Below are 24,394 nucleotides of genomic sequence, written 5' to 3'. Positions count from 1 at the left end.
GCGGTGGACGCTCTACCCGTGCGGCCCGATCACGGTCGCGCCGCCCGGATCGGGCAGCGTCGCGCCGCAGTTCTCGCAGAACAGGCTGCCCACGTCGCCCGTTTCTCCGCACTCCGTGCAGTCCGGTCGGTTCCCGAGCGGAGCAGTGGCGCGAGCGGTGAGCAGGGCCTCGACGATGTCGAGCGCGGGTGTCCGCGCCGGTCGACCCTCCCGGCGCTCGCCGGGTGCGATCAGGTCCCGCAGCGCGGTGAGCTCCCCGATCAGCCGGGCGTGCAGATCGTGCAGCTGCTCGTCGCCCGCCGGACGCAGGTGGCTGACGTCCTCCCAGACGATGTGCGCCCGCGCGACACCGCCCGGCCCGCGGGTGATCCGCAGGTCGCGGACCAGGAACGTGGAGCCGGGGACGAAGGTCAGCTCATGGAACCGGGTGCCGGTGATGACCCGCATCAACCACCAGGAGTCCCGCCCGGTACGGGACCGGACCTCGATCGTGACCGGACTCTCGAGGTAGTAGCTCGTGCGCAGGCCGCTGGCCGGATCCACCGACCCCGAGCCTGGCCGGGGATCGGGCAGCTCGGTGCTGACGAACCCGGGGTCGACGACCAGTCCACCCACCGGGTGGGTTCGTGCCAGGTCGGCGATGGCGCTCTGGGAGAGCGCGATTCCGCGGTAGCTGGTCACGTCCGCGGCGGCGTGCAGCTGGTTGAAGCCGGACGCGGCCACCCGGATGAACGCCTCGTAGTGGGCGAGCTGCGCGACGTCGCCGGACCGCAGCGCCGCGTTGGGCTCGGCGTACCGGGTCGTGAGGTAGACGAGCATCGCGTGCACCTCTGCCCGCGGGATGTTGTCGACGACCTCGCCCAGCTCGTCGACCGCGCGATGGATCAGCGCGTCCATCCGGGCCGGGATCGGCGGATCCGCCAGGTAACGGCGACGGTCCTCGTCGGACGCCCGGAAGCCGGGGTTGCCGAAGTGGTCGCCGTACCGGACGGCCGGGTGAGCGGCCGCCACCGGGAGGGGGCCGAGGCCCAGTGCCGCGAGGACCGGGTGGCCGGCCAGCACGCCCTCCAGTGTGCGCAGCAGCTCCCCGGCGAGCGCGGCGGCGTCGCGGTCGTGGCGGTGGCCGGTGTGCTCGTCGCCGTCGATGTGGAAGCCGAGCTCGTGGCGTAACAGCCTGGCCCACCAGTCCGCGAACGCCGGGTCGACCCCGATCAGCCGCTCGACGACGCGTGCGACCGCGCTGAGCACGACGATCACGCCCTCCGGGGCGTGCGTGCGGTCGCGCAGGCCGAAGGCGATCAGGGCACCGCCGTCGCCGAGGTCGTCCTCTGTGATCCGAACCAACGCCACAGCCTCCGGCGGGCCCCGCGCCAGGTTCGGGTACTCCTCCCCGGACAACGGACGGGCGTTCGGCAACGCGTCCGGCAACCGCCCGGCCACCACGTCGCGCGTCGGGCCGTCCATCCCACCCACCGCGACCGCGCCCCCGCCGCCGTCACCGCCGGGCATGAGGGCACCGAGAGCGGCCATCCGGACCAGCTCGGCCTGCTCGGCCCGGGCGGCATCGTGCTCCCACTGCCGCAGCGCCGCCTCCGCATGCCGGCCCGCGACCAGTGCCTCCGACTCGGCAGCCGCCGCCTCCGCCAGCACCGCCTCGGCACGGCGCAGCGCCGCGCGCAGCCCGTCCAGCGCCGCGCGCCTCCCCGGCCACCACGGCCCGCCGACGGGGCCGGCGGTGCCGGCGTCGAAGCCGTGCCGACTGGGCTTCTCCACCGCCTCACCCTCGGCGCGTCCCGGCCGGTCGGTGGGCACCGGCACCAGCGTGACGAGCACGTCCCGTGTCCAGGCCGCCACCTCCCGATGGGCAGGCCGGTCGTACCGGGGCCGCAGGACGACACGCTGGTCCCTCAGCTCCTGCTGGACCAGCGGGTCGGCAAGCACCTGCCGCGCTGCCGCGACCCTCTCGACTGCCCTCACACCCGGGGGCACCCCCTGCTCGTGCAGTACGCGCAGCGCCGTCACGCCGAGCTCGACCACGGCCAGCCGCCCCACCGCCGCGCGGTCGTACCCCCGTCCATCGCGCGCGCTGTCCAGCTCGACGACGGCGGCGGCGAGCCCATGGGCGACCCCGTCGAGCAGGCGCAGCTGGGCGGCAGGTGCGGGGAGGTCCGGCTCGATGAGCGCGGTCGCGAGCGCCACCGCCAGCCGGTCGCCGACCTCCGCTGCCGCCGGTCCGTGCCGGTCGAGGAAGGACCAGTCCCCGGTCGGCACCGTCGGGCGCGCCCAGGCGGGGGCCAGCAGCTCCAGCAGGTGCCGACGCCACCGCGCCCCGCCGACCGGCCCGCGTGCCAGCACCTCCTGCTCCCCGACGACCGTCCAGGCCTGCTCCCAGAACGCCGCTCCCGGTTCGGCCGCGCGCTGCACGAGGGCGGGCAACGCCGCGGCGCGGCGGGCCGCCGCGATCTCCTGGTGCGCAGCGCCGATCGCCGCGGTCCGCGCGCGCCGCCATCGCGGGGACTGCACCCGACCCGCCGGCCCCGACAACCGCCTGCCGAGCAGGACGAGACCGCGCTCCGCATCCGACATCAGTCCCAGCGCCATCGCTCCCTGACCGGGGCCGCCGCCGGCGAGGCGCAGGCGCGCCTCCTCGACGTCGTGGAGCATCGCCGCGAGCCCGTGCCGGGGATCATCGGCGGCGCGCCGGATCCGTTCGCGCACCGCACGGACGACGACCCCGGCAACCACCGCACCGCCGACCAGGGCGGCCACGGTGACCACAGGCGAACCGACGAGGCCGTCGAGCCAGGCGTGATCGCCCGCTCCGGCGGAGAGCGTCGAGGGTCCGGTCGGGACGGACGCGGCGGCAGCGGTACTCGGACGTCCGAGTACGAGTACCAGACCTGACAGGCCTCCCACGAGGCCTGCGACGGACAGCGCGGTGTTCCCGTGGGCACCCCGTGTCCGGTCGTCCGGGCCGGTGAGCCCGGCTGCCTCGAGATGGCGACTGATCCCGCCCGCCAGCACATCGTTGACCTGGTCGAGCGTCAGGTGGAGCTGGTGGGTGGCGCGGGTGGACCCGGCCGGCGCGAGCAGCTCCACCGCGAAGTCCGCCAGATCGGCCGGTGGGCTGAACGTCTCCCGGAAGGCGGCGAGCGTGGCGACCTTCCGCTCGCCGCCCTCCAGCCACGACACCTCGACGCCGACGGCCCCGGCGATCGCGTCCCTCCCGTACGAGTTCGTCCCCGCGAGGTACTCCCGGAGCTCCTCGGGCCGGGAGCCTGCCGGGACGTCGCGGAAGAGCTTCCACACCTTCTCGAGGTCGTCGCCCCTCGAGAAGTTCCGCTGGTTCGACTTGGCGCTGATGTAGCGGGTCGGTGTCCCGTCCCTGACGAGCACGAAGTCGAGCTCGTCGAGGTCGCCGAGCCGCCCGCCCTTCGCCGTGACCGGGTTGATCGTGACGTTCGCCAGCAGTCGCTCACCGCTGGCCGCCGCCAGCTCCTCCAGGCCGGGACGGGCCAGCTCCTCGACCACGTCCCCGCGCACCACGCCTGCCCACTTGTTCGTGCGCACGAACTCGCGGGGGTCGGCTGCGAACGCGGCACGCTGCTTCCGCGACTTCGCGAGGGTCTCGCCCCCGGCCGCGGAGATCCGGGCGGTGACGAACGCCCACTGCCGGGCGGTCAGCAGTCCCTCGACAGCGGCGGCGTCCGCTTCGACCGTGCTGCGGGCGGGCGGTGCGCGCGGGGTGATCGGCAGCCGCACGCCCGGCGGGTCGAGCCGTGGGGCGTCGGCCGCCGCGGCCGGCGTGGCGGCCGTCCGGGGAGCGGGCGCTGCCGGGCCGGCCGAATACCCGTCCGGGCGGGTACCCGCGCTCGCGGCCGTCGCGGATCCGGGCCGCTGCGCCCGGCGCGCGTCCTCGAGGTCGCGCAGGAGCCCGGACGCGACGACGGAGCGGCTCTCGCCGTCGAGGGCCGCGTTGCCGTGGATGCGGAACCCGGTCTCGTAGGCGAGCAGCCGGGCGTACCACGATGCGGGCAGGCGCCCCTGGCCGATGAGGGCGTCGAGCTCCGTGAGCCGGTGGCGGAACACCACGATCACGCCATCGGCGGCGACCGGGACCGCGGGCTCCACCCAGCCGAAGGCGACGAACGACCGGCGGGGGTCGGGGATCCCGGCCTCCACCAGCGCCGCGACCATGGCCGGGTCGGCGTCCAGCAGGACGACGGGCGCCGACTCCGGAGGACCGCGGGGCAGGTGGGGGAAACGCGTCGGGTCCAGCGGACGCATCCGCGGCGCGAGCAGGCGCAGGACGTGCAGCACGGCCCGAGTCACATCCTCGCCGAGGTCCTCGACGGCCAGCATGCCGCCGCGCGGGCCGCCGTCGGCGCTCGGCGCGACGAACCTGCGGATCGCCGCCTCGATCTCGGTCCGGATCTGCTCACGGGTCTGGGCGAGCCGGTATCCCGGCGCTTCCGCGCCGGCCGGCGTGACGGCCTCGATCACCACCTGGCGCTCGTCCGCGCCCCTGACGTGGTTCCGGCGGAACTCCTCCAGCGTGATCGGCGCCCCCGAGCCCTCCCACCGGACGGTGACGTCCACGACCTCGGCGAGCCACCTCGCGCTGCGCTTCGCCTTCTGGTTCCCGATCCACTCGCGCAGCAGCTCCGGCGATCCGGTCGGGATCGCGCGCGTGAGGTTCACCAGCTTGCGGAACTCCGTGCGCCTGTTGAACGCGCCGGGGCTCGACTTGGCACTGATGGAACGCACCGGGCCGGTCGTCGCGTCGAGGACCAGGAAGTCGAGCTCGTCGACTGGGCCCGCGTTGGCACCTGATGCCTTCCGGTACTCCAGCTGCACGTTCTTCAGCAGCTCGTGGCCGTCCCGGTGGGCGAGCTCGGCCAGCATCGGAGCGGCGAGCACCTCGACGACGTCACCGGCGGCCGCCTTGACCCAACCCGTCCGCTCCAGATAGCCGGCGGGGTCGGCGAGGAACGCCTGCCGCCCGTCTGCCCTGCTCAGCTCCTTGCCACCCCGCCGGGCGATCGCCTCGCCGACGACAGCCTGCAGCGCCTGCGACGCCGCGTCGCCCGCTGATACGGGCGGCGCCCGCGGTGCGATCGGTATCCGGACACCCGGCGGCCCGAGACGTCGGGCACCCGGTGCCGCCTTCGGCCGCACGAGCGCGAGCGGGGCAGCTGTGGGTTCCATCGGGGCCGATCCGTCGACCCGCTGCCAGCCGCCCGCGGTCTCCACCCGCGCCCCGTGCCGCCCCGCCCGGTGCACCAGCACCGTCGTCGACGGTCCCACCACCGGCATCCCCAGCCGCACCGACAGCTCCGGCATCCCGGAGTCCGGCGCGGACGCGGCAGAGCACGCGCAGAGCACCAGCTGCGACGGCCCGTCGGGTTGCGCGCGCCACCGGACGAGCGGGTCGAGCCCCTCCAGGAGCTGGGCGAGCTGAGCCGGGCTCAACCGCAGATCGGCCTCCCCAGCCGGGTAGTAGGCGCCGCGCGCATCGGCGTGGACAACGACGACGACGTCACCCGTCCCGACCCGCAGCTCGAGCGCGAACGCCCGGAGCGGGTCGCCGGGCGGCGCCAGCACGACCCCGATGCCGTCGGGGTGAACGATCGCCTCGGCGGCGATGCGGTCCAGGTCAGCAGCCGTCGCGGCCCGCTGCGGTCGGGACGACACCGCAGGCGGTCCCCTCGCCCGCCTGCTGAGCCAGGTGTCGATCTTCGACATGCCCAGGAGGAGAGCACCGACCCCGACGAACCCGAACATCACGGCAGGCAGGTGGGCGGGCAGCAGGCCGACCAGGCCGAACCCGACGAGCCCGCCGGCGAGTGCGGCGTTGGCCCATGCGCCCTTGCGTGGGGCGATGCGGCCGAGGCCGAGCTCGACGGCGAGACCGAGCTTCGTCAGGTAGGCGGTGGCGGCGGTGACCACCACCGCGGGGCCGACCAGCAGCAGCTTGTCCGGATCGAGGACGAGCTGCACGGTCAGCAGGGCGTTGGCCACGGTGATGATCGGCAGCCCGAGCAGATGGACGAGCTTGCGCGCGAGTGGGTGGTGGCTCGCGACGTCCTTGCCCGCGAAGCCGGTGACCACCGAGGCGATCGCGGGGAGGAAGAACAGCAGGTCGGTGACCGCGTAGACGGCGTTCACCCAGAAGTCCAGCCCGTTGCCGGCGGCAGCCGACTGCCAGTGCCACGTGAAGTGCAGGACGTAGGTCGCGGCAAGGGCGACGTTGACCACCCGGCCGAGCACCCCGGCGTCCGCGGAGATCGACGGGTACGACTGGTACTGCATGCCGGAGTGGACCCCGACCCGGTCCAGCATCACCGAGAACGCCGCGAGCGCACGGTCGCGCAGGAGCTGGATGTCCGCGGCCGACCCCGTTCCACTGCGGGTGACGGCGTCCCATTCCTCGGCGATCTGCGCGATCTCGGCGCGGAACGCGTCGGTGGTCCGGTCGAGCCGCTTCATGCGGACCGGGCCCGTCCCACTGAGCACCGCGTACTTGCGGGTCTTCGCGATCAGCTGCTCGATGGTGTTCGGGTCGAACTGGTCACGCTCCAGGACCGACTCGATCATGACGCGGATCTGCTGGGAGTAGGCCGTGCGGTAGAGGGTCAGCGCACCGCGAAGGGCGAACGCCGCGTAGCTGGCCACCGCGGTGACCTGCAGCAGCGGGAGGCCGACCGCGATCACCGCGCCGACCGCCACGGCGCCGACCGCGGCCTTGACGAGGAAGCGCGTGCGCTGCCTGCTCATCTCGCGGTCGGCGATGTCCTGGGCGAGCTGGGTGCGCTGTACCTCGTCCAGCACCAGGCGCGTCGTCGCCGGATCGTCGAGGGCCCGCCCGGCCTGGTCGGCCGCCACCAGCGCGTCGACCGTGTACGGCGCGCCCGCCGCATCGACCAGGCCGAGCGCCGCGGTGTCGTGCGCCCGCGGCGACCCGCGCCCCTCGAGCCGCTCCGCCAGCCGCCGCGCACGGGCCCGCTGGTGGTCCTCCACCGCCGCCTGCAGCGACGCGACCAGCAGCTTCCGGGTGATCAGTCTCGTGCCGTCGACCGCCTCGGGGGTGACCGCGTTGTGCCAGCGCAGGAGGTTGCGCAGCTGACCGGTGGCCTCGCCGGCCGGGTTCCTCCAGGCACCGGGACCGACCACCCGCACCGCGGAGTCCGGCCGCGCGAGCATGTTCTCGTCACGCTCGAGCGCGTAACGCACCTTCCAGGCGTCGATGGTCCGCCGGTGCCCGGCCGGGACCTCCGCCAGCACCTCGTCCCAGAGCCCGGACTGCAGCTGGACGTAGGCCCACTGCTGCACGTCGCGGCGGGCCGCGGCCAGCAGGCGCTCCAAGTTGGCGTGCCGGATGTTCGACCAGGCCTCGACACCGACCTCCTTGCGGATCCGGTCGAGCACCGGGTCGAGGTCGTGGATCTGACGGAAGTACTGGGCCAGCGACTCCGGCTTCACCGCGTCGGTGCCGTAGACGATCCGGTCGTGGTGGTGGCGGGCCAGGTCGATGAACGCGTCGGTGATCTCCCGCGTGCTGCGCAGGTGGCGCGCCACCTCGTTCCACGAGATGTCGGTCGAGACGTGGCGCAGGCCCGGGTCGGAGAGGATGCGCCGCCACATCCGGATGTAGCCGGGCGTGGGCTGGGTGAACTTGCCCATGCCCAGATGGGCCAGGATCACCGTCGCGCCCGGGTACTCGCGCAGCAGTGACAGCAGCGGCATCCCGTACCGGCCGTCGGGCCGCTCGGCCCCGTACCGGAAGTCCTCCAGGATCCGGGCGAGGCCGAAGTCGTTGTGCACCACGATCACGTGGCCCTGCTCCTGCACGGCCTCGAACAGCTCGCGCAGGTGCGGGTTGTAGACGTCGAGCCTGCGCAGCTCCCGCGCGGTCAGCAGCGCCCGGGCCGCGTCGCCCTGCCCGGATGCGTTCAGCAGGGAGCGGACGGCGTCGACGTTGCCCAGCAGCACGGGCAGCAGGTGCGCGGGATCCCGCTCGGCACCGCCGGTGACCATCGTCCGCAGCGCCGCCGGGAGGTCGGTGGCAGCGACCCGGCCGTCGGAGACCGCGGTGCGGACGAGACCCGCGGCGGCGACGAGCCGGTCGATCTGCGCCCGCCACACCGGGTTGACCGCGTGGATCGCCTGCGGGCCCAGCAGCCGGGTGACCGCCTCCTTGGCGATCGTGGTCTCCCCGATCATCCCTGCGACGTCCGGGTTGAGCAGCGTGAACAGCCGCATGTAGGCCAGCGCGCCGGGGATGTCCATCCGGGCGCCGGTGGCCCCGACGACCGCTCGCCAGCGGTCCTCGGGCGCCAGCGCCCTGACCTCGTGGGCCAGCCGGACGTCGGAGAAGACGCCCCACATCTGCAGCATCGGCGTGCGCGCCCACAGCGCGACGTTGAGCACGCTGTTGACCAGGTAGTAGAACGTCGCGCCGAGCGGGGCGAAGCCCTTGCCGTGCTGCGGGATGAAGTGGAACGTCACCACGCCCTGGTGCCCTGCCGCGCGCAGCCACGTCATCAACCCCGCGACACGCGGCGGCCGGGAGTGGTCGTAGCCCGCCGGGTGGAAGTGGCCGTCGGACAGGTCGTAGTGCGCCGTGCGGTTGCGTCCGACCAGCGTGACGGCACCGTCGTCGCCGATCACCACCAGGAACCGGCCCTTGTCGCCGAGCTGCTCGCGCAGCCAGCCGGCGGTCACGGACCGCCCGTCGGGCAGGCCGAACTCGGCGCCCCGGTTGAACCAGCGCATCAACCGGCTGTTCACGGCGTCGACCCGCGCGAAGCGCTCGGGGTCGCCCCGCCACGGACCGGTCAGCATCGAGATCGTGTCGCCACCGAGCCCGGTGACGGCAACCAGCAGCTCGTGCTGCATCCCGGCGGCGCCCGCCGTGCGCACCGCGACGGCCAGCTGCCCGGCGAGATCGGCCTCCGCATGCCTGCGCTCGTCGAGCGCAGCGGCGAGCTCGTCGTTCGACCGCGCCAGCCGCGTCGTCCGGTCGGCGGGCACGGTCGCGGCCGAGCCGTCCACGACGGCGCGCAACCCTCCGGCCTGCTCCTCGAACGCGCTCCGCAGCTCGCGGTTCTCCCGCAGGACGTCCCGCAGCCTGCCGTCCGCCGTCGCGAGTCGTGTCCGCAGCTCTTCCTGCGCGACGAGCGCGTTCCGCAGCGTCCGGCCGGGGCCGAACCGGCGCAGCCGCTCCAGCGACGGAGGACCGCGAATCGAGTTCGCCTCGGTCCCGCTGCGCACCACGGGCGCGGTGGCCGGCCGAGCGGTGCCTGCCGCGGCGAGCGCCGAGCCCTGCTGACCGCCAGCCGGAACACCGGCCGCACCCGGCGTGCCACCACCACCCGATCCGCCACCGCCCGCCGCCACCAGGCCCTCGACGCGCCGCGCGGACCATGGGGAGACGGAACCGCGGCCGATCACGGCCAGCTCCCGCAGCGCGCGCTGCCCGGTGGCCGCGGCGACGGCCGGGCCGGCCTCTGCCGCAGCCCGCGCGGCAGCGATGCCCTCCGTCAGCCGCACCTCGGCCTTCTCGAGCGCCGACCGCCTGCCCTGGACCGCGGTGCGCACCAGGCCGAGGTCGATCCGGAAGCTCTGGAACCGGTCGGCCTCCCCGCCGATCGCCGGCGGCGTGTCGACCGGGATGGCGGGGTCGAGCGCGATCGAGTCCACGAGCGCCCTCGGCACACCGAGCGCCGTCGCGACGGCCGCCCGGTACCGAGCGCCGCGCACCGTCCCGTTCGGCGGGTTGAGCAGCCACCGGATGCCCCCGAGCAGCGCGCTGTCGAGCTGCGTCGCGTAGTCGGCCACCAGCGCGCGGTCGTCCACCACCCGCTGCCGAGCCGCCGCGACCGCCGCCTGCGCCGCCGCGAGACCACCACGCACTTCGTGCAGCACGCGGAGCCGCGCGGCGGCCCTGGACACCGGCCCACCGCCGGTCAGCGCCGCGTCCGCGGCCAGCCCGCCGAGCACCGAGCCCCGCTGCCGCACCGCGGCGACCACACCAGGCAGCCACCGCACCACGGCGCTACCCAGCATCGCTCCAGCCGTCGCCGTCCCGACGGCGACCGGTCCCACACCAGCCACACCCAGGCCGGTGGTCAGCACCACCATCGTGCTGACGAGAGTGGTGGTGAACGGCGGGGGCCCACGGCTCTCCCGGACGTACCGGTAGGCCCCGACGGCGACCGCGACCACCGCGGCGACCGCAGCCCCGCCGGTCAGCGCCGCCGCGCTCGTGACGCCGAGCAGCGCGAGCACCCCACCCGCAGGTGCGGCGGCGGCCACCGTCACCAGCGCGGTGCGCAGCCATCCGCGGCCCTCGCCCCGCTGCCCGGGCTGCTGCGCTGCAGGCGCCGTGCGCTGCACGTACCCGGTCACCGTGCCACTGACCGTCCGCTCCCCGTAGCGGAAACCGTCGACGCCGCCGTGCTTGATCCGTTCGATCACCGCGGCCCGCCAGCTGCCCGGCAGCCACCACGGGAGCTCGGCGGTCAGCTCATCGACCGGCCGCCGCTGCTGTCCCGCCATCGCGCGGAGCAGCAGCACTTCCAGCGACCCCGCCGCAACCCCGACGTCCGCCCGGACCGGTGTCCGCGCACCGTCCTCCGGCAGGTCTCGCAGGGCGGCCCGGAACCGCTGCTTGGTGCCCTTGCTCCAGTCCAGACCGTGCTTCGCGGCGAACTGGCCGATCGCCTGTGCGGGGCGGGCCTGGCCGTCCCATCGGCCCACGGCGAGCAGTCCGCGCAGCTCGTCCGCGGTGATCCCGCCGCGGGCCGCGAGCTCCAGGATGTCCCGGACCACCTGCTCGGGCGCGCTGCCATCGCTCAACCGCTCCAGCTCGTGGCGCAGCGCGGGCTCGGTGGCGCCTGGTATGGCGGGGACGGCGGTACCCCGCGCCGGTGTCTCGCCTTGACCCGTCCCCGCGAGGATGGCCAGCACCTGCCCCGCCACATCCTGCCTGTCCGGACCGCCGTGGCTCGCGGGTGCCTGCTGGTTCAGCTCCCGCTGGGTCCGCAGCTGCGCAGCCAGGTTGGCCAGGTCCGACTCGGTGTACCGGTAGGGCTGGAACGAGCGGGCGGGGATGAGGTCCGCGACCTCAGCGGCATACACGCGCTCCTGCCCGGTGGTGTGGTTCTCCACCTCGTAGCGGTTGACGAGATCGCGCAGCCGCTGGTTCTGCCCCTCGGTCAGCCCCGGGATGTCGTGTCCGAGCCGCGCGGCGGCCAGCCACGGCAGGTCGATCCCGGCGGGGTTGGCCGGCGTCCCGGGCAACCCGGTGACGTCCGTCGGTGCGAGCACCGTCTTGGCAGGCTTGCTGCCCTGGCGCCCCCAGTTCCACAGGGACTGCCCAGCCACCCGGCTCGACCGGCCGGCGCCCTGCACGTAGCGGGCGGTCAGCTCGGCCTCGTAGCGGGCCAGCGCGAACAGCGCGTTCACGCCTGCGGCGTCCAGCCGGGCCACGGGGGCTTCCTCGACCGTACGGCGAGGGGCGAACTCAGCCCGTCCGGGCTGCTGCAGGATCCGGTCTTCCAGCGAGCGGTGCAGCCGCGAGGTGCCCTTGTCGCCCTGGCGGCCGGCGCGGCCACGGGCCTGCATCTCGATCCGGTACGACTCGGGGAACTCGGTGAGCACGACGTGGAGGCCGCCGGCCTCGTCGAGCGCGGCGTGCGCCGCCCTGACCAGGTCCGCTGCCTCGATGCGCGCCGCGTTCAGCCGCGCCTTGTAGAGCGCGGGGTCACTGGATGCGAGGCCAGGATGCTCCCGGTGCACGATCCCCCTGGCGACGAACTCGACGTCACCACCGAGCCTGATGTCGATTCCCCGGCCGGCCCGGTTCGTGGCCACCGTCACCTGGCCCCGGCGTCCGGCGCCGGCGATGATCCGACCCTCCCGCGCGGCTGAGGTCTTGGCGGTGAGCAGGTCGTGCGCGATACCGGCATCCCGCAGCCGCCACGAGAACCGGACGGCATCGAGGATCGATCCGGCCACCACCAGCACCGGACGCCCGGTCTGGACCGTGTCGACGACGTCCTGGAAGACGCCGTCCCACTTCTGCTTCGCGGTCAGGTAGTCGAGCGTCGAGTTGAGCCGGTTCATGCCCTTGTGCGGCTCGATGTGCACCACGTCCTTGCCGTAGTGCTGGGCGAAAGCGGCGCGCCCCTGCATGCCACCTGCGGTACCGGTCATCCCGGCGAACGGGCGCTTGCCGAGGAAGCCGACGATGGTCATCGAGTCGGCCACCCGGGTGGGCCTGCCCACCGTGACGCCCTCGGCGTACTCGATGGCCTCGTGCAGCCCGTTGTTCCAGCGGCGCCCGTCCAGCCGCTGGCCGTGCTTGTCGACGATGACGATGCGGTCGCCCTCGCGGATGTACTGGACGTCGCGCTTGACGATCAGGTCGAAGGCCAGCGCGTTCTCGATGCGCCGGACGAGCGGCCTGTTTCTCCGCGCGGTCAGGTCGCGGCCCTCGGGCAGGGAACCGACGAACCTGAGGCCTTCCTCGGTGAGCCGCACCCCGTTGCGTCCGATGGCGTAGTGGCCGGGGACGGTTCCGCTGCGCGGCTGCAGCTTCGCGGCGACATGGGCCGACCACGCCAGATCGGCCACCGGCGTCTTGCCGTTCTTGGCCGCCGTGGCGAGCACGTACGGCGTCAACGCCTCGTCGAGCAGAACCTGGTCGACCTCGTCGAGCAGCCGGTACCCGCCACGGTTCTGATGGACCGGGCGTCCCGGGCCGTCGCGGCCCCGGAGTGCGTCGAACACGTACTCACTGACCATGCCGACGGAGATGTCGGCGCGGTACGCCTCCCCCTTGCCCAGGGGCGAGCGGTTGGGCACCACGACATCGACGGTCAGGCCGAGCCGCTCAGCGATCGGCTTGACCTCGGCGACAGCGTCCGTGACGAGTTTCTCGTTCAGCGTCAGCCACTGCGCCCCCTTGCCCGTGGCCGGACGACCTCGGGCATCGCGTGCGTCCAGGCTGCGGACGATGACCGCGAGTGATCCGGTAAGTGTCTTGCCCTCACCGGTGAGCATCTCGATGACGTCCTCGCGGACGAGAGCGAGAGCTCCGGCTACCTGGTCGTCACGCGGCTCCTTTCCGTTTCGACGGGAGGCCTCACACGCCAGCGCCGTGCACTCGATGGCGGCCTCTCGGACAGTGCGCTTGCCGCTGCGAACCTGGTCGGCGAGCTGCCCGAAGATGTCCGCCAGATGCTCGTCCGTGACGCGTCGGAACCTCTCCCAGAAGGTGTGGACCTCGGCGACCTCGGGCGTGAACGCATCCTGCGTACGGACCGGTGTCGACGTGCCCTCACCCGCCTGGATGGGCCGCTCGGACGCCGCCGCGCCTCGCGGACCTTCAGGACCGGACGTGTTCCGGACAGTGCCGGCGGAGTTGGTGTCCGCTGGTTTCGTCACGTCCTGCCCAGGCGGTGGCAGGTTCAGCTCGCCTGCAGCGGGGTCGAGCTTCGTGGGGTGACCAGTTCGGGTCGATGCGGACGCCGACTCGTCCGGAGGCAGTCGCGGCCCACCGCTGGTGCCCGGCTCTCCCGGAAGTGGGTCGGATCCGCCGCCGGAGCTCTTCGGTCGTGTCCCGCCCCCGACCCGCTCGCCGGTGGGCACGGGGGCCGGGGGTACCGGCTGGGTCGGGTTCTGGTCGGGCCCGCGCGGCCCCGGGTTCTGGCCGTTGGTCCCGCCGCCCTGCTGACCGGGCTGCCCGGACCGGGCACCGCTCCGGTCGGCCGCGGCGACGTCGCCGGCAAGCGGAGTCAGGTCGGGCAAGGGGTGCAAACCCTGGTGGGACCGGTCGCCACGGCTCAGCTCATCGAGCTGGTTGCGGATCACTCCGGTGAACGCCTCGGAGGTCAGGCGGCCCTCGCGCAGCGCGGCCAGGACCCGAGCGTCGACGTAGATGCGCCCGTTGTGGGTGTAGAGGATCAGGTCGGCCGGACCGCCCTTGGCTGCGACGTCGCGATTGACGATGTCGCGGTTGGCGGTTTCGATGACGCACAAGCCACGGCAGCCCGCGCCGGTGATCTCATCGAGAGGCACCCCGGACCGCTGGGACAGCTGCGCGGGGGTCAGCTCCTCGACGGTGGTGGACCGGACGATCGGCTGCCCGCTGCCGATTCGTTGAGCCGGAGTGGCGTCCGCGCCGGAGCGGACGCTGCTCCCGCCTCTCATGAGCCGGTCGAACTGGACGACGTTGTAGGCCTTGTCGATGGCGTTCTGCCGGAGAGCGTTGGCCGCTTCGGTGCCCACGACGCGGCCGAGCGGGCTCCGCGGGCCGGCCGGGCCGAAGGCGTCGACGGCCCCGGCGCTGACAGATGCGTTGTTGCGGGCGGTGCTCAGTTCCGCGGCGGTGACGGCGCGACCGAAGGGCAGGCCGAGAGTGTTGTAGGCGCGCACGGTGCCGATCAGGCCGGGGACGTACCCCTTCCGGGTGCCCCGGCCGAGAACGCCGCCTTGTCGGATGACGCCGCCGACGTAAGCGGCGGTCTCGAGCACGCTCCCCGCGCGACCCAGCATGCCGGCGGCGCCCAGGTAGTTCATCCCGGTAGCGGGTCGGCCCCTCTCGAACGCCGCGACGCCTCGGCTCAGCGCGGTGGCAGAACCGGCCACCGCCCGGTTCCCGAGACGTGGGAGTACGTGACTCGCCACCTGGCCGACGACGAATCGCCCGGCCATGAAGTTCAGCTTCAGAGGGGCCATGGCGACATTGCCGCCCACCAGGGAAGCCTTGAGCACTCCGGTGCCGACGGTGTTCAGGGCCGGCGCGGCGCGTCCGGCCGACCGCCCGACGGAGGCCAGCGCACCGCGTATCCCGGAGGTCGCCGTCGCTCGGGCAGCGGCCGCACCGGCGCCCTTGGCGCCCAACGAGACGCCCTTGATGATCGCCCCGGCCCCGGCGGCGACCAGCGCCACGGTGCCGACGTCCTCCAGCAGCGTCGACACCGGCGTGAAGTAGTAGTCGTCGCCGATCTTCTCCCAGCTGCCGCCGTCGTTCAGCCACCGGTCGTAGAAGCCGACAGCGCCCTGGGCGATCCCACCGGTGAACGGCCGGTGCTCGGCATACCCCGCAAGGCCGTCTCCCAACTCCTCGCGGGTGACCCAGCTCTTCACCTCGGTCCCGACGGCCGAGACGAAACCAGGCACCGCGTGCACGACGACGGAGCCGCCGTCCCGGGCGAGGTTCTTGAAGAAGCCCCCGGCAGACTTCTCGGTCTCGAGATCGAGGACGACGTACTTGCCGTCCATCTCCTCGACCCACTGCTCGCCACCACACGGCGAGGTAGAGGAGCACTCCTTGTTCTCCTCCCGGCCAGGCGCCTTGGAGTGCAGGGAGAGCGTGCCGCCGTCCTCGATCTCGCCTCCGGACTTGGCGGACTTCGCGGTTGCGAAACCGAAGCACAGCCCGTTGCCGGAGGAGTGGCAGTCCGACAGGGTGTCGCGGTTGGAGTCGACGTGGGTGCGGAACTCTCCGGCGCATGTCGTGTTGGAGTCGGTGCAGGACCCGGACGCGATCGCCTGGCCCTGCCGCTCGTCGTCCCCACCCGCGGTGAACGCACTCACGCTGAGGAAGCAGGTGCCCGTGGAGGTGGCGCTACCGCAGCTCTTCTCCGACTCGGCGTTGTTCTTGCCCGACTCGTGGTCGGCTGTGGTCTTCGCGGAGTACGAGCAGCTCACGCCCTCGCTGCCCTCGCACCAGGCCACGGCGTCGGCCTTGTGGTGCTCGGCATCCACCGTGGCGGCCGCCGCCAGCGTGCACGAGCCGGAGCCCGTGGAACCGGAGTCGGAGCAGTTGCCCATCGCGTCGGCAGTCAGCCTGCCGTCGTCTCCGGTGGCCTTCCTGTTCCCGCTGGCCGAGAAGCTGTAGCTGCATGCCGAGGCGGCATCGCTCGCACCGAAGTCGCACCCGGCACCGGACACCACGTGCTCCGGGATCGTCGTCGGACGCGCCTGGAAACATCCGTGCGGGCTGGTGCATTTCGGCGGGTACTTCGTGAACTCCGGGTAGTACTTGGCGATCGCCACCGAGGAGCAGCTCCCGCTGGTCTGCGCGCAGTCGCCCTTGCCGTCGCCGCGCAGCTTGCCGTCCGGTGACCCGGCCCAGGCCGAGGTGTGGGTCTCCGAGCGGGTGCAGGCGGCGGCCCCCCGGCCCGTGCAGTCGGTGAACGCCTCCACCCGGCCGTTCTCCGGGTTGTAGGCAACCGACCCGGTGAGGTTGCACGCCCCCGAGGTGCCGGAGCATTCGGCGACGGCAGTGCCCTTGTGGGTCTCGTTGTCGCTGCGCTGGTCCACGAGGCCGGAGACACGCGCCTGCTGGCTGCAGTGCGAGCCCTCGGGGTAACAGCTGGTCTGGACGTTCACCAAGGCCGGGACGGCAACCTTGATCTTCTTGCCGTCCGCGTCGGTGACGAACTCGCCGTTCTTGTCCTTGAGGTACTCCTGGTTGCCCTTCTCGTCCGTCTTCCACTGCGCGGCGTGGTAGGTGAAGGTGCCCGACACCGAGCACACACCGGAGGTTTTCACGCAGTCGGAGTGGCCGTTGCCGTCGACGGTGCCCTGCTCGGGAGCGCCCGGTTCGGCGACGCCCGGCCCGGACACCCGGCCCTTGATGTGCGCCTCGGACCTGCTGCACGCGCCGGCACCCTTGGCCTGGCAGTCGGAGTAGGCGTCGATCTGCCCGGTCTTCGGGTTGAACCCGCCGGCCACGACCGTGGAACACGATCCCGTCGTGCCCGCGCACACCGAGGTCGCCGTGCCGGTGATCGCACCGTCCTGAGAGGTGATCGTCGCGTCAGCGCGCGAGTTCTGCGTGCACGACCCACCACCCTCCGTCTCGCAGCCGGTGCCGATCACCAGCGTCGGCGGGACCGCGTTGCCGGCCTTGTCCTTTGACGCCTCGTAGTACTTGGCCACCCCGACGATCCCGCAGGAGCCTTCCCCGCCGGAGCAGCGGACCCGTCCTTGTCCGGTCATCGACCTGTCCGGGGAGGACTCGTCGATGTCCAGGTTGGCGTACCTGCTGCAGCTGCCGTTCGAGGTACCGCAGTACGAGGACAGCTGGAGCGTGCCGGTCGCCTCGTCGTAGGTGGCCTTGGAGCCCGTCGCGCAGTACCCGCCCGATGCGCCGCCACCGGAGCAGTTCGCCCCGGCGTCTCCGCTGATGCCGGGGCCGGAGCCGGAGGACGCCGATCTCGTCGCGAAGTGTGTGGAACAGGACCCGGTGCCCGAGCAGGCCGCCTGGGCCACCGCGTGCTCGGAGTCGACCTCGACGGTGGCGTACGACCCGCAGGATCCGCCCGAACCGCCGCCCGAGCAGTGCGACGATGCCTCGCCGTGCTGGCCTCCCACCGTCTTCGACGCCGTCGCGTGGCTGGAGTAGCCGGCCGAGCAGTTCGACACTCCACTGCAGCCCGCTGCCGCGCTCGCGTACCCCTTGCCTGCTCGGGCCTGCGCGTATACCGACACTCCGCCGCCGCCCGAGCCGGTGCCGCCGCCCGATCCGCGCGCGTAGGCGTGCGCCGAGCTGCGGTGCGTGCCGTCGTCGTACGAGGCCGAGCCCGACGCGGTGGCCGAGTAGGAGTAGCGGCAGTTCGCCGCGCCGCCACACGACGCGCTCGCCGACGCGTACCCCGGCCCCGCCGACGCGTGCGCCGACACCGCCACCCCACCGGTGCCCTTGCCACCGACCCCGGAGCCGGACGCGCTCGCGCTCGCCCTGTTGCCGCCATACGCCGCGGATCCGCTGGCGCGCGCGCTGTAGGAGTGGCTACAGCGGACACCGGCGCTGCCGGTGCAGGACGCCGAGGCCTGCGCGCTGCCGGGCCGCGCCGCGGCGGCCGCGTTGGTCGCGACGTATCCGCCACCGAAGGTCCCCGATCCCGATCCGGAGGCGGTTGCCCGGGCGCTCGCCCCGGCAGCGCCGGCGGAGGCGACGCTGCGCGCCCGGAAGCGGTAGGAGCACCCCGTACCCTCGCTCCCCTGGCACTCCGCCGCGGCCAATGCGCTGCCTGCGGCGGTCCGGGCCATGGCGCTCGTGGCACACCACCCGGTGCCGGTGCCGCCGCTCGTCCCGCAGCCGGCACTCGCGGTGGCCCGGTTGCCCCCGGTGGAGCTCGACGCGTCGCTCGACGCCGAGAAGGTGCGCCGGCAGGTGGAGCCCGCGCCGGCCTGGCAGGTCGCCGAGGCCTGGGCCCCCGCCGCGGACGCTCCGACCTGGCTGGCCCCTGCGCACTGTCCGTTCGCGCCCGCGGTGCAGTCGGTGCGCGACGCCGCGCGGTTCGTCCCACCCGGAGCCGCTGCCGTGGCGGCGCCCTCGGTGTGCGTCCGGCACCCGGTGCCGGCGCAGGTGCCGGTGACCTCGGCACTGCCGTTCGCGACGAACCCGCCGGTGGCCGACTGGCAGCCACCCGCCGCCGCGCACGTCGCCGTGGCGGTGGCACGCACCGCGGCGCGGGCCGCTGCCGTCGCCTCCGTGGTGGACGAGGTGCGGGTCGCGCAGCCCGCCTCGCTGCCGTTGTCACACGTGGCGGCCACGAACGCGCTGGTGGTGGCGAAGCGGCTCGCCCCGTCCACCTCGGCGGCGGCCGCTGTGACGCTCGAACCCGCGGTGATCTGCGCCTGGCACGCCGTGGTGCCGTCGCAGCGGGTGGTGCCGGTTGCGGTGCTGCGGCTCTGCCTGCCGCTCGGCCCGGCGGTCGCGCCGGTGGTGCCGGTCACGCTGCCGGTGCAGCCGGCCTCCGGGCAGCTGACCATGGAGTTGGTCTGCCCGTTGCCGGTGTAGCCGGGGATCGGCCGGGGCTTCGCGCCCTGCGTCTGCCCGGCGTTGCGGACGACCACGGCTGCGGCGTCACTAGCCACTGCGCACCCGCCCTCAGCGGCGGAGCAGCTCGCCTCGGTGCGCGAGTCGCCTGCGAGACCGGACGTGGCGCCGGTGGTCCTCGCCGTGCAACCAGGGCCTGCGCACTGCGCGGCCGCGGACGACTGGGCCAGGGTCGCCGGCGCGTTCGTCACCGGTCGCGCGGCCAGTTCGGCTGCGTCGGTGGCGGTCTTCCGCGCCTCGGCGGCTGCCTGCACAGCGTCGGCTGCGGTCTTCTTCTGCTCGTCGGTGGCACCCGCCTGCCTCGCGGTGCGCGCGGCGTCGGCGGCGTCCTGCTCCGCCTGCTCGGCCTGTCCGGCCATCTGCTCGGCGGTGCTGTTCTGCTGTTCCGCGATGATGTCGGCCACGACCTGGCCGGATCCCGCGGTGGAGCTGGTCCGCGCCTGGCAGTCGCTCCGACCGCCGGCACAGCTCGCACTGGTGCTGGACGCACCCTCCGGAGGACCACGCGCCCCGCCGCCACCGTTCAGGATGCTGGGGCCGTCGCTGCCGGACGCGGAACTGCGAGCGGTGCCGGTGCAGCCGGTGGCGCTTCCGGCGCAGTCGAGGGTGGCCGACGCCATCGTCCAGCTGGACGCGCCGGGCACCGTGGGACCACCGGAGTTCGCGCTCGAGCCCGGGGCGGTCGGTGCGGGCGGGGTGGCCGGCTGGTCCCGGCCCGGCGTGCTTCCCCGCCGGTCGTCGGCCGGGGTCGGCTCCTCGGCCGGGCCGGTGGTGCCGGAGCTGACGGTGGCGTTCGACGTGGAGCGGGCCTGCACCAGCGGCGCGATGACGTTGGCGTCCGGCCCGGACGAGGCACCGGAGTTCGTGACCGCCTGGCACACGCCGCCCGTGACGCCCTCGCAGGAGCCCTCGCTGTGCGAACCACGCGGATCCGGCGACACCGACGGGTCGGTGGCGGTGGCGGCACTCGACACCCGCCCGGTGCAGGTGTCCTGCCCCTCGCACGACAGGGCCGCGCCCGCGGCCGAGGCCGCCGACGGGCCGGCCGGGAGCCGGGCCGTGTTGGTCTTGCGGGCCACCGGCTGCGCCTCGCCGGTCCGCCCCACGCCGGCCTGCTGCCGCGGCTCACCGGTGAGGGCGAGCGCGGCGCCCGGCCCGGTGGAGGCGTTCGACACCGACCGCACCTCACAGCCGGCGGTGCCACCCGTGCAGGCGGCCGTGCCGGTGGACGTGCGCGGCGTTCCACCGTTGACCGCGCCGTCCCAGGCGCCGGTGCTGGTGTGCACGGTGCCCGAGCAGGTGGCCCCGGCCGCGCAGTCCAGGCTCGCGCTGGACGACGACATCGACGACGGCCCGCTGGTCGGCTGGCCCGCCAGCGGCAGGCCGGTGACCGGGTCGGTGGCCACGAAGTCGGGGGCGCTGGAGGCGGCCGAGCTGGTGCTTCCGGCGCAGCCCCCACCGGTCACGGTGCAGTCGGCAGCGGCCTTCGTGCCGCGGGCGTGGGGGGACACCGCCGTGTCCCGCGCGCTCGTCGACGAGCCGGCGGTGCCGCCGCACGCCCCGGTACCGCCCGAGCACTCCACGGAGGCACTGGCGTTCGAGACACTCACGGGGCCCGACACCGCTGCCGCACCACCGGCGGCGCGGGCGGTGGCCGACGCCGGGTCGCGGTCGGCGACCGTGGTGTCGGTGGACGTGGTGCAGGTGCCACCGGCCCCGTGCGCGGTGCAGTTCGAGGAGCCCGTGCTCTCCCGCACGCCCGTGACGTCTCCCGACGCCGCACCCGAGGTGGTGCTCGCGGCGGAACCGCGGCACTCGGCGCTCGCGCAGTCGACCTGCGCACCGGCGCGGCTCGACGCGGCGAGCTGCCGGGCCGCCGGCTCGGTCGTTCCGGCCGCGAGCAACGACGGCGCGGAGTCGGCGGCGCGGTCGCCGACCTCGGAGCCGACCTCGGTGCCGCACCGGCCGGCCGTGGCCTCGCAGGAGGAGGACGCGCTGGTCGTGCGCACCGCCGCCGGGGTGCCCGCGGCGGCGGCGCCGGTGACCTTCCCGTTCGTTGCCGTGGTGGCCTTGCCGGTGCAGCCCGGGGCGTCCGCGCAGTCGACGCTCGCCGCGGCCGAGCTGGAGGCCGTCGAGTCACCGTCGGTCAGCACGGCGGGCGCGACGTCGGCGGCGCCGCCCGTCAGGCGTGCCCAGCGGTTCTGCTCCTGCACATCCACGCCGCTGTCCAGCTCGGTGGAGCTGCGGGCCTCGCAGGCCCCGCCGGTGGACTCACAGGTGGCCGAGCCGCTGCTCTCCCGAGCGGCGCCGGCCCGGACGCCGGTGGCCTTCCCACCGGTGCCGGCCGCACCCGAGCCGGCGCATCCGGTGGCGCCGCAGTCGACGTCCGCGGTGGCCTCGCTGTCGCCCCGGATGCCGTGCTCGCCGCCCGCCTCGGAGCCACTGTGGGCACGGCAGCCGCCCGCCTCGACGGCGCAGTTCGCGGTCGCGTTCGTGGCCGTCGCGGGCCGGGCGGCCGCAGCCGTGCCGGCCGCCGGCGCGGCAGCGGTGTCCTGGCCGGCCGCCTCGTGCCCGGCGTCGGTCTTCGTGGTGGCGGTGCCCGTGCACCCGGTGGGGTCGTCGCCGCAGGTGACCTCGGCGTCGGCCGTGGTCCGACCCGCCGTCCGGCGGTCGCCGACGTCGACCGCGGTGGACGTGCCGCAGCCGCCGGTCGCCGCCGTGCACTTCGCCGTTCCGCTGCCCTGGCCGCGACCCTCACCCTCGTCCGTGGTCCGGTCGGCAGCGACGAGACGAGCCTGGGTGTTGCGGTCGTCGGCATTGCCGGTGCTGCTGCTGTCGCACGCTCCCGCGTCCGTGTGGCAGTCGGCTCGCGCACCGGACGAGTCGGCGTAGCCGGTGAGGTCACACGGGCCGGTGCAGGAGGCCTTCGCCGCGGTTCTGTCGGGTGTCGGTCCCGCGCCGGCCCGTTCCGGACCGGTGGTCTCGCCCTGGCACGCCCCGCCGCCCGTACGGCACGCCGTGGCGGCGCCGTCGGGGGACGCCAGGCTGTGCTGACCGCACTCGCGCGCGTCTCCCGAGCACCGTGCCGAGGCGGTGGACTTCTCGCCATCGGCGTTCGTGCTCGAGGCGCTGCTGCCGCAGCCCTGGTCGGCCCCGCTCAGCACGCAGGACGCCGAACCCTCGTTCTCGCCGGACTTCGTCTGCACGCCGCACCCGGACGACACCCCGGACAGCGCCACGCACCGGTCCTGGTCCCGCTTCCCGTCGGCGTTCTCGCTCACCGAGCCGCACTCGACGAACACCCCGCTCGACCCGCACCCGGACACGGAGCCCTCGCCCCGCAACCCGTCCTCCGGCACGAGACCGGCGTCGTGGTCGGTGGCCGCCATCAGCTCGTCGGTGGCTTCGTACACCTCGTCGCGCTGCGCCTCGAACTTCGCGACGTTCTTGTCGTGCGTCTTCTTCGTGACCGTGCCTGCCGCGACCTTCTTCTCCTCGGCCGTCAGCTGCTTCTCGCGCTCGTCGAGCTGCCGGTGCCCGTCGACCACCTCGTCGACCAGCTCGACCCGCTCCGGGTCCAGCTCGTCCCGATCGGCCGCGACCTGCTCGGCCAGCTTCTCGTGCGCGGCGACGTTCTTCGCGTGCGCGGCCTTCGTCACCGTGCCTGCGGTGACCTTCTTCTCCTCGGCCGCCAGCCGGGACTTGCTCTTGTCCAGCTCGATCCGACCCTCGAGCACCCGCTCGGTCTGCTCGGCGGAGTCGCCACCGGAGCGCCACCGGCCGTCGTACCGCTGTGCCCCGTGCCCACTCGGCGGCCCACGGGACGTGGCCGCCGACAGCTCGCGGGAGCGCGGGAGGCTCGTCACACAGCTGCGGCCGGCACCGGCGGCGCAGAGCGTCGAGTCGGCCCGCTCCGGGACCACGACGTCCGCCGCGAGGTGCTTGCCGGCCGCCGCGGTGCCGAGCAGCGCCGTGCGCACCACGGCGTCGGCCGCTGCCGTACCGACCGATCGCTTGCCGTCGCGCGCCGCCACGGCGTGCTGCACCACGGTCCGCGCCGCCCGGCGGATCTCGGCCTCGGAGAGACCCGACCTGCCCGCCGCGGCCTGCACGGCCTTGCCCACCGCACGGGCGACCTCCCCGTCGCGGGCGGCCGGGCCCCGGACGCCCGCCTTCTGCTCGGTGCGCGGCGCCCGTGCGTCCGCTGCGCCGAGGTGCTCCCGCACCGCCTTGCCCACGAGATCGCGAACCTTCTGTGCGTCCGCCCGACCGGTGCTGGCGCCGGCGCGATCCCCGAGCGCGGCGGAGACAGCCGCCGCGAGATCGGCGCGCTGCTCGGACGCCGAGCGCTTCGTGGTCGTGGCTCCGTCAGCCGATGCGACACCGGCCTTCTTGACCTTTCCTGCCTTATCGGTGACCTTCTGAGCCGGCGCCGTGGTGCCGGCCTTTCCCGCCTTGCCGTCGACCTTGCCTGCCTTCGCCGGGGCTGTCTTCGCGCGCTCGTTGTCGGCGTCGGCGTTCGTCGCCCGGGACGCGGGCTTCTTCGCAGTGCCGGACTTCGTCCCCGGCTCGACCGCGGGCTTCGCCTTCTTCGGCGCCTTCTTCGGCTGCGTGCCCGACTTCGCCTCGGACTTCTCAGCGGCGGGCTTCGCCTTCTTCGTCGTGGGGACAGCTGTCGTGGCCGGCTTCTCGGCGTCGGACTTCTTCTCCGAGTCCGTCACGGTCGCCTTCTTGGCCGGCTTCTCGGCGTCGGACTTCTTCTTCGAAGCCGTCACGGTCGCCTTCTTGGCCGGCTTCTCGGAACCGGCCTTCTTCTCGGAACCCTTCGCGGACGACGTCTTCGCGTCGGTCGCAGGCTTCCCGTCATCCGACTTCTTCGTGGACGCCTTCTGCGCATTCGGGGTTGATGCCGCCTCGGTCTTCTTCCCACCGGACGTCGTCGCCGGCTTCTTCTCGTCCGGCTTCTTCTTCTCACCGCTCGACGAATCCGAACCGTTCTTACCGCCAGAGGGCTTGCTGCTGCCTCCCTTCGACGCGCCCTGCTGTGCAGCCACCACCGGAACCGCCACCGCGGCGGCCGCGGGCGACGCCGCGAGGAACGCGGCTCCCGTCCACAGCACCACGACCGCGCCCGCCAATCCGAACGTCCACCGCAGCACGATGAACAACCGCTCCAGAGGCGACAGCCGCAGCCGCACGGAGGCACCGACACGCACGGCGAGGCCAGGGGCCTCACCGTCGTGAACAGGGTGCCAGCGCATGGGATACGACTCCAGGAGATCGCGGAGAGGAACGGGGGTGCGTCGGGGAGGAACACGAACGCAGATATCACGAGATCACGAGTACGCGCAGAAAAGCCAGGGAGGTGACACGTCGCGCCTGAGGCAGCGACCCGCAGCCGGACGGTTGTCGTCACGCCCAGCAGCCTCCGCAGTGGCGAGCCACAGCCCGTTGCGCAACGTCAGCAACTGACGATGACTGCCTCTGCCACCCCGACCCGAAGATCGAAGCTGGCGCGACGGTACCAGAAGC

Annotated in this window: 2 protein-coding genes; one reads left to right on the top strand and one right to left on the bottom strand. The window is 73.9% G+C overall.

The annotated features are described in order from the left end of the window. Positions 1-12 precede the first annotated feature (12 nt). Entirely contained in the window at positions 13-23,637 is a 23,625-nt protein-coding gene (locus tag AC5L35_RS28940; RefSeq protein ID WP_495062881.1) for a preprotein translocase subunit SecA, read from the bottom strand. On the opposite strand from AC5L35_RS28940, the gene AC5L35_RS28935 reads away from it, so the two are divergent. After that, a complete protein-coding gene (locus tag AC5L35_RS28935; RefSeq protein ID WP_495062880.1) occupies positions 23,594-24,106 on the top strand; it encodes a hypothetical protein in 513 nt (170 codons plus the stop codon). The two genes, AC5L35_RS28940 and AC5L35_RS28935, sit on opposite strands and share 44 nt — an antisense overlap. The last annotated feature ends 288 nt before the right edge of the window (positions 24,107-24,394 follow it).

The sequence above is a fragment of the Pseudonocardia sp. OZ21 genome (assembly GCF_059359135.1).
Note: the sequence above shows the minus strand (reverse complement) of the source record. Positions and strands in the feature narration are given on the sequence as shown.